Source organism: Clostridium sp. YIM B02500 (assembly GCF_022324665.1).
GTDB classification, from domain to species: Bacteria; Bacillota; Clostridia; order Clostridiales; family Clostridiaceae; genus Clostridium; species Clostridium beijerinckii.
The window spans coordinates 1-9,270 of sequence record NZ_JAKGTE010000066.1 but is presented as its reverse complement, the minus strand read 5'-3'; the positions used below and the strand labels follow the sequence as shown (position 1 = coordinate 9,270).

The 9,270-nt window shown below is 29.7% G+C and carries 8 protein-coding genes; all 8 read left to right on the top strand.

Annotated features, from left to right (window positions below):
* Nucleotides 1-156: 156 nt before the first annotated feature.
* The 8 genes from L1S46_RS25990 (at nt 157) to L1S46_RS25955 (ending at nt 8,953) form a co-directional block, all read left to right on the top strand.
* The gene (locus L1S46_RS25990; protein ID WP_238901404.1) at nt 157-780 is read left to right on the top strand and encodes a DUF4867 family protein; all 624 of its coding nucleotides are present in this window, start codon (nt 157-159) and stop codon (nt 778-780) included.
* 253 nt (nt 781-1,033) lie between these two features.
* On the top strand, nt 1,034-2,506 hold the full coding sequence (locus L1S46_RS25985) for an L-fucose/L-arabinose isomerase family protein (protein ID WP_238901402.1): 1,473 nt from the start codon (nt 1,034-1,036) through the stop codon (nt 2,504-2,506).
* Between the two features lie 911 nt (nt 2,507-3,417).
* Nucleotides 3,418-4,086 carry a GntR family transcriptional regulator gene (locus tag L1S46_RS25980; RefSeq protein ID WP_077831651.1) on the top strand — a complete coding sequence of 223 codons (669 nt, stop codon included), beginning with the start codon at nt 3,418-3,420 and terminating at the stop codon, nt 4,084-4,086.
* A 167-nt stretch (nt 4,087-4,253) separates the two neighbouring features.
* The gene (locus L1S46_RS25975; protein WP_012058607.1) at nt 4,254-5,039 is read left to right on the top strand and encodes a transporter substrate-binding domain-containing protein; all 786 of its coding nucleotides are present in this window, start codon (nt 4,254-4,256) and stop codon (nt 5,037-5,039) included.
* A 479-nt stretch (nt 5,040-5,518) separates the two neighbouring features.
* Nucleotides 5,519-6,301, top strand: a complete 783-nt coding sequence (locus tag L1S46_RS25970; RefSeq protein ID WP_173706881.1) for a transporter substrate-binding domain-containing protein — start codon at nt 5,519-5,521, stop codon at nt 6,299-6,301.
* 15 nt (nt 6,302-6,316) lie between these two features.
* Nucleotides 6,317-6,979, top strand: coding sequence for an amino acid ABC transporter permease (locus L1S46_RS25965; protein WP_023976727.1), 663 nt, complete (start codon nt 6,317-6,319; stop codon nt 6,977-6,979).
* A complete protein-coding gene (locus L1S46_RS25960; RefSeq protein ID WP_012058608.1) occupies nt 6,963-7,691 on the top strand; it encodes an amino acid ABC transporter ATP-binding protein in 729 nt (242 codons plus the stop codon). The genes L1S46_RS25965 and L1S46_RS25960 overlap by 17 nt, the downstream gene beginning before the upstream one ends.
* A gap of 251 nt (nt 7,692-7,942) precedes the next feature.
* Nucleotides 7,943-8,953, top strand: coding sequence for an asparaginase (locus tag L1S46_RS25955; protein WP_077831649.1), 1,011 nt, complete (start codon nt 7,943-7,945; stop codon nt 8,951-8,953).
* The last annotated feature ends 317 nt before the right edge of the window (nt 8,954-9,270 follow it).

Sequence of the window (9,270 nt, the reverse complement as noted above, 5' to 3'; positions counted from 1 at the left end):
TTTATTCATTATTATAAAAGTTAAAATTATTAAAAGATATGTATAAAGATGTGTGAAAAGATTAGTGTGAAATAATGTAATTAAAATAATAAATCATTGGTTAGAAATATATTTATAGATTTTTAATAAATGTATATTTAAGAAAGGGAGATTAATATGATTATTAAAAATGTTAATGATAAAGAGTTTAAAAAGTATGGACAAGTACTAAAAAACTATGATTGCACAGAAATAATTGAAAAGATGAAAAGTACACCACTACCAGAAGATGTAATATATGAACCATCAATTAAGGAACTTGAAGAATTAGCTATAGCTAAAGAGTTACAAGATAGAGAATATGGAGAATTACCAATACAAATAGGATACTGTAATGGTAACAACTATATGTTAAATGCAGTAGAATACCATCGTTCATCTGAGATTAATATAGCAGCAACTGATCTTATATTACTTATAGGAAGTCAACAAGATGTTGAAGACGATTACTCATATGATACATCTAAAATTGAAGCTTTCAAAGTTCCAGCTGGAACTGCAATTGAAGTATATGCAACTACTCTTCATTATGCACCTTGCAATGTAAATGAAGAAGGTTTTAGATGCGTTGTAGTTCTACCAAGGGATACAAATTTACCTTTAGAAAATAAGGTTGAAAAAAGTGGAGAAGATGCGTTATTATTTGCTAGAAATAAATGGTTAATTGGTCACAAGGATACAGATTTAGGTGATCAAGGCGCATTTATAGGGTTAGTTGGAGAAAATATCTCAATAAAATAGATTATAAATAGAAATTAAAATCCATTAATTTGTTTTGAATCTAAGCAGACATATTGACTCTATGATTTAAATATGTTTGCTTATTATATATAAATCAGCAAAGAAATATAGCTGATATTTACTTGATAATAATAAATTTAAATAAACTATAAGAAGACTTAATAAGCATAAAAATTATTAAATAAACTATAAGAAATAAGAAAGACATTATAAATTAAATGAAAAGATTAGAGTAAAATGGAGGAATTAGACAATGAATAATATACCACAAGTAAAATTAGGAATTGTTGCAGTAAGCAGAGATTGTTTCCCAATGGAATTATCAGCAAATAGAAGAAAAGCAGTAGTAGAAGCTTTTAATGGAGAAATTTTTGAATGTCAAACAACTGTTGAAAATGAAAAGGATATGAGAAAAGCTTTAGCTGAAGTTAAAGAAGCTGGAGTAAACGCATTAGTTGTATATTTAGGAAACTTTGGTCCTGAAACTTCAGAAACTTTACTTGCTAAAGAATTTGATGGACCAGTTATGTTTGCAGCTGCTTCAGAAGAAAGTGGAGATAATTTAATAGGCGGACGTGGAGATGCATATTGCGGAATGTTAAATGCAAGCTACAATTTAGCTCTAAGAAACATTAAAGCATACATTCCAGAATATCCAGTAGGAACAGCTCCAGAAGTTGCAGGAATGATTTCTGAATTTGTACCAGTTGCTACTGCACTACTTGGATTAAAGAACTTAAAGATAATTTCTTTTGGTCCAAGACCTCAAGATTTCTTAGCTTGTAATGCACCAATTAAACAATTATACAATTTAGGTGTTGAAATAGAAGAAAACTCAGAACTAGATTTATTTGCTGCATTTAATGATCATAAAGATGATCCAAGAATTGCAGACGTTATAGCTAGCATGGAAAAAGAATTAGGTGAAGGAAATAAAATGCCTGGTATCTTACCAAAGCTTGCTCAATATGAAATTACATTATTAGACTGGATGGAAGAACATAAAGGTTCAAGAGAATACATTGTATTTGCAAATAAATGCTGGCCTTCATTCCAAACACAATTTGGATTTGTACCATGTTATGTAAACAGCCGTTTAACAGCTATGGGAATTCCAGTATCATGCGAAGTTGATATTTATGGTGCATTAAGTGAATACATTGGAACTTGCATAAGCCAAGATGTTGTAACATTACTTGATATAAACAATACAGTTCCAGCTGATATGTATGAATCAGAAGTTAAAGGGAAATTTAATTATTCATTAAATGATACATTCATGGCATTCCACTGTGGTAATACAGCAGCTTGTAAATTAACATGTGGAACAATGAAAAACCAAATGATTATGGCAAGAGCTCTTGAACCAAATCAAGAACCAAATATAACTAGAGGAACACTTGAAGGAGACATAGTACCAGGAGATATTACATTCTTCAGATTACAAAGTAATGCAGATGCAGAACTTACAGCTTATGTAGCAGAAGGTGAAGTATTACCAGTTGCAACTCGTTCATTTGGAGCTATAGGAGTATTTGCAATTCCTGAAATGGGAAGATTCTATCGTCACGTATTAGTAGAAGGCAGATATCCTCATCATGGAGCAGTTTCATTTGGACACTTTGGAAAAGCTGTTTACAACTTATTTAGATATTTAGGTGTTAAAGAAGTTGGATTCAATCAACCAAAAGGTATGCTTTACAAAACTGAAAATCCATTTGCATAGTTTAAAATTTACTACACTTAAGATCTGAACATATGCATATAGCTCGCCGAAATAAGGATTATGCTGTTGTTCCAGTTTCTAAGGAAATTATGATGGATGATTCTAAGATCACAAGTTGCACCCAAGATGCTAGCCTCAAAGGCGAGCTTTGAACTAGCATACTTGGAACAACTTTTAGTCTAAGAATCAGAGCCATCAAATTCCTAATGAAACATTTCACAAAAGCATAATTCTTATTTCTAGTCAGGATATATTTCATAGCGTAAATCTATCCAATTTAAGAATTCGACTTATTAGATAAATATATTTACAAAGTTACTAAAACATTAAGTTCGTATCTTCACTAGAAATCATAAATATATTTGTGGAGAAAACATTTGGAAATGAGCTGTTAAAGGTTCTTAGCTGTAGATTGTTCCACTTTAGCTTGTCAAACTGAAAGTTGGAGCATGCTAAAGTGGATGCAATCTGCTGCTTTGAACCTTCAGCGATATTTTCATAGATTTTCGGAATCAAAATATTTATGATTTCGGAGAGTTATACGCATAAGTATAGATTATAGTTGGTTTATCTATAAAGATAAGTCATTAACATATAATTAATTCTGTTTATATAAAGATATAGGCTGAAAGCATAATATTTATAGCTTTCAGTCTTTATTTTATGTGTTTTTTAGAAAGTGCATAAGGGGGAGACTCTAGATTTGTTTGTTATTAATTGTTAAATTCTCAATATATTAATAAGTTTTGTGATAAATATAAAAAAATATCAATAAAATATTGACAAATGGTAGTGTTATAAAATATAATAAGACATAGATAAAGCAATGGAGCATTTATTTTATATAGGTGTTTTATTGCTTTTTTTTATTTATTATTGCTGATATATCAGTGGGATTTCAATGAATTTCAGTGAAAGGAGAGATAAATCTGTGTCAAGCTGAAAAGTCGTATGCTAAAGAAATATATAAGCAAATTAAGTTAGATATTTTGAACCAAAGAATAAAGGATGGCGATTTTCTTACATTATCAGAATTGGCAGATAAGTACAATGTGAGTAAAACACCTGTAAGAGATGCGCTAGGAGCGTTAGAGATTCAAGGATATCTTAAATCTTTACCTAGAAAAGGTTATTTAGTAAAACCTATAACACAGAAAAATATAAGAGAATCTTTTCAAATGAGATTTATTTTTGAAAAAGTAGCTGTAAGTTTAGCAGTTAAACTGGCTAGTGATTCGGAATTGCAAAATATAATGCAATTAGCTGCGAAATTTCCAGAAGTCTCGCAGGAAAATGAGATTGCACGGTTTAATGAGTTAAATGATATGTTTCATATGTCGATCATAAAGGCAACTCACAATTCTCTTCTAATTGAAATGTGTGAAGGAGTTATGGAAAATTTATCACGGATACTAATGACAGATAGCAAACATTTAGAGTTTGTGAATGAAAAAGAAGAACATATAAATATAGCAAGAGCACTGATTCATAGAGATAGTAAAACTGCAGAAAAACTTATAACGGAGCATCTTCTACATTTAGAATCAAGAGTAAATACTAATGAAAGCATTATAGTATAAGAAGTAAAGTTTAGGGTAAGCTTTTAGTTAGAAGAAGAGTTTTGCTTTTTGAATGTAAAGGTATGATAAGAACTTCTATATTTACAAAGAATGTGTAAAAATTTTAACTTATTATAAAATAAAAATTATTAATAAATACTTTTTTAATTAATTAAGGGGGAAAAAAAATGAACAAAAAATCGTTAGTAGGAATTGTACTAGCATCAGTTATGACAGTAGGTATAATGGCAGGTTGTGGGTCATCAAAAAATGATTCAGCAAAAAGTGGTGATGGAAACAAGAAATATGTAATTGCATGTGATGCTAAATATGCACCATTCTCTTTTGAGGAAGATGGAAAATATAAAGGTATAGATGTAGAACTTTTAGATGCAATTGCAAAGGAAGAGAAATTTGAATATGATTTAAAGCCAATGGACTTTAATGGAATTATTCCTGGACTTACATCTAATCAATTAGATGGTGCTATTGCAGGAATGAGTATTACAGATGAAAGAAAACAATCTTTAGATTTCTCAGATGGATATTTTGTTTCAGGGCTATCATTAGTTGTTAATAAAGATAACGCTGATATAAAAGGTGTAGACGATATAAAAGGTAAAAATGCATCACTTAAAAAAGGCACAGCAGGAGCAAAATTTGCTGAAGACAATGAATCAAAATATGGATTAAAGCTAAACTATTTTGATGATTCTCCATCAATGTTCCAAGCTGTTGAAAATAAGAATTGCGATTTCTTATTAGAAGACTATCCTGTTATTGCATATAAAATTAAGGTTGATCCTGATTCAAAATTAAAAATTGCAGGAGATAAGCTAACAAATGTTGATTATGGATTTGCAGTTAAAAAAGGTGAGAATGCAGACTTATTAAAGAAATTCAATGAAGGTTTGAAAAAATTGAAAGAAAATGGGCAATATGATAAGATCGTTGATCAATATATTGCTAAATAAATAGTAGATAAAATATGAACTACTAATGATTAAAATAAGCTATGAGTTTATTTTAAATTAAAAAGCTATGAACTTAGGAGACGATGTTTCTAATTTATAGCTTTTTCCTATTAAAATTGAATTTGAAACTGAAATAAAAACTTAATTCATAAAATAAGTATTAAATATCAAAAATGAAGGAGAATGCATCACTTGATTCATAATTATGAATACATAGCTTTTATAAAATCTTTGTTTTGAAACAGTAAATATTGCCTATAAACGCGCATATATATTAGATATAATTATTTTATTATATGGCTTGTTATATTTATACATATACTTAATGCATTGACAGTTTTTGAATTAAACTATATAATAAGTTTCATAATGAAGTAAAAAATCATTTGAAATTTATTGTGTGGAATTGTTTTTTCAGAGTGCAATAAATTAGATTTTTTAATTAAAATTAAATAAATATTGCAAAGGGGCAAGGAAAAATGAACAAAAGATCATTATTAAGTATTTTATTAGCATCAGTAATGTCTATAGGGCTAATGACTGGATGTGGTGCATCAAAGAGTGATACAGGATCAGGTGAAGGAAATAAAAAGTATGTTATTGCATGCGATTCAAAATTTGCACCATTCTCTTTCGAAGATAATGGGAAATATAAAGGAATAGATGTGGAACTTTTAGATGCAATCTCAAAAGAAGAAAATTTTGAATATGAATTAAAACCAATGGATTTTAACGGAATAATTCCAGGGCTTACAGCTAATCAATTGGATGGAGCTATAGCAGCTATTACTATAACTGATGAAAGAAAACAAACATTAGACTTTTCTGATGGGTACTTTGTATCAGGGTTATCAATAGTTACAAATAAGGATAACACTTCAATTAATGGAGTCAATGATTTAAATGGAAAAAGTACTTCAATAAAAAAAGGAACAGCAGGAGCAAAATTCGCTGAGGATAATGAAGCTAAATATGGATTAAAGCTAAATTATTTTGAGGATTCTCCATCAATGTTCCAAGCTGTTGAAAATGGAAATACTGATTTCCTAATGGAAGATTACCCAGTTATTGCATACAAGATTAAAGTGGATAGTGGAGCAAAATTAAAAATTGTTGGAGATAAATTAGATGCTGTAAATTATGGATTTGCAGTTAAAAAAGGTGAAAATCAAGATCTATTAAAGAAATTTAATGAAGGATTAAAGAAATTAAAAGATGATGGAAAGTATGACCAAATTGTTGGTCAATATATAGGAAAATAGTAAGGAGAATTAAAAATGGAGATTTTTCAACTACTAAAAGATAGTCTACCTAGTTTATTAAGCGGGCTTTCAGTAACAATAGAAGTTGCAGTAATATCATTAATATTAGCAGTTATATTCGGGATAATTTTAGGAATATTTAGCATAAGTACTTCAAAAATTTTAAAAGGTATATCTACAATATATATCTACATTGTCCGTGGAACACCACTTATGGTTCAAGCTTTATTCTTATATTTTGGTGTTGGACAGGCATTTGGTATAAGATTTGACCCTATAGTTGCAGGTGTAATAACTCTTACTGTAAATGCATCGGCTTATATGGCTGAAATATTTAGAGGCGGAATACAAGCTGTAGATAATGGTCAAATGGAAGCTGCAAGAAGTTTGGGACTTAATTACTCAAAGGCTATGAGAAAGGTTATTTTACCCCAGGCTGTTAAGATTATGATTCCATCTATATTAAATCAATTTATTGTTACATTGAAGGATACATCAATATTGACAGTTATTAGTATAAGAGAACTTACATCATCAGGCCAAATTATTATTGCAAGAAATTTTAAGGCACTTCAGATGTATGCAATTGTAGCTTGTATGTATTTTATAGTAATAACAATATTGACTTTAATATCAAGTTATATAGAAAGGAAAATCAGCTATGGTAATAAGCGCTAAGAATCTTAAAAAACGTTATGGACAATTAGAAGTTCTTAAAGATATATCAGTAAATGTTACAGAAGGTGAAGTTCTTTGCATTATAGGCCCTTCAGGATCAGGAAAGAGTACTTTCTTAAGATGTCTTAATGGTTTAGAAGAAATTCAAGCAGGTAGTATTACAATACTAGGCCAAGAGCTTGTAAATAATAAGGACATAAATAAATTAAGAGAAGAAATCGGAATGGTGTTTCAATCCTTTAATTTATTTCCACATCTAACAGTTCTTCAAAATATGTTATTAGCACCTTTAGAATTAAAGAAGATGAACAAAGCTGAAGCGACTGAAAAAGCTCTTTCGTTATTGGACAAAGTTGGATTAAAAGATAAAAAGGATGTTTATCCTGATACTTTATCTGGTGGACAAAAACAAAGGGTTGCAATTGCCAGAGCTCTTGAAATGAATCCTAAGATAATGTTATTTGATGAACCAACTTCTGCACTAGATCCTGAAATGGTTGGTGAAGTGCTTAAGGTTATGAAAGATCTAGCTCAAGAAGGAATGACAATGGTTGTAGTAACTCACGAAATGAATTTTGCTAGAGATGTATCTGATAGAGTTATATTTATGGACCAAGGATATATAGTTGAAGAAGGACCTCCGGAAGAAATATTCACTGCACCTACTAGCGATAGATGTAAAGAGTTCTTAGATAAAGTAATTAATAATTAAAAATTATTATATGAGAAATAAAGAGCATTGTTTCAATATTTAATGGATAGTGAGAAACAATGTTCTTTTTATATATTTTTCATGGTTTTTTACTTGATTTATTTATTAATATGCTATAATTTATATTTATTAGGTATTATAAGTAGAATAATAAATCTATGCACTAACTCGTTAAAATATATAAAGAAATGCATATATTTTCGAATTATTGTTTTAGAAAATATGGCACATAGAAATTGGGGAGGATAAAAATGATACAAATTAATCCGAAAAATTCTGAATTAAAAAATATAATAATTCTAGCTACTGGAGGAACTATAGCTGGTACAGGAGAAGAGGGGAAGACTACTAATTATACAGCAGGTAACATAGATATAGAAGTGCTGGTTAGTAGTGTCAGAAACCTTGATAAAATAGCTAATATATATGGTGAGCAGATTGCTAATGTTGATAGTAATGATATAACTATGAATCATTGGTTAATTCTTGCTAATAGAATAAATGAACTTTCAAAGCAAGACGATGTCGATGGCTTTGTAATAACCCATGGTACTGATACATTAGAAGAGACAGCATACTTTTTAGATTTAACAGTTAAAACAGATAAACCAGTCGTATTAACAGGAGCAATGAGACCTTCAACTGCAACAAGTGCAGATGGACCTTTAAATTTATATCAGTCAGTAGCATTAGCTGCTAGCGATTTATCAAGAGGGCATGGAGCAATGGTTGTTTTTTCAGATGGAATTTATAGTGGAAGAAATGTCCAAAAAATCAACACATTTAAAACAAATGCATTTAACTCAATTGAATTTGGATGTCTTGGTTACATGAGAGACAATATACCATTCTTTTTTAATAAGTCAATAAAACCACATACAATTTATTCACAATTCGATGTTACAGGATTAACTGAGCTGCCTAAGGTTTCTATCGCATATTTCCATATTGACGCTGATCCTTCGATTATTGACTACTTTGCTCAAAACTCAGAAGGAATTGTAATAGCAGGTGCGGGAAGTGGTACTTTCAGCTCAAATTGGTTGGAAGAAATCAAGAATCTTGAAACAAAGGGTATTCCGGTTGTGAGATCTTCAAGAATAGGAAACGGTATAATATTAACGGATTCAACTATAGATAAATACTCAAATTGTATTCCAAGTTATACATTATCACCTCCAAAATCTAGGATATTACTTACACTGGCACTTACTAAGACTAAAGACTACTCTGAAATAAAAAGAATATTTGCAGAGTATTAATTCAAATATTATAAAAATTTCAACTAAATGTAGTTTGGTATAAAATGTTTCATAGATCTCATACGAATTGGAAAAGTTATATTTAAGGTAAAGATGGTTTATAAAAATACTATCTTTACCTTTTTATTTATAGATAACCCAACTACAATCTATACTTATGCGTATAACTCACCGAAATGAATAATATACTTTTGTTCCAGTTTCTAGGTTATTTTGATGGGTAATTCTAAGGCTATAAAGTTGAACCCAAAGTGCTAGCCTCAAAGAACAAGCTTTGAACTAGCACATTTGGAACAACTTATAGCCAAAGAATTACA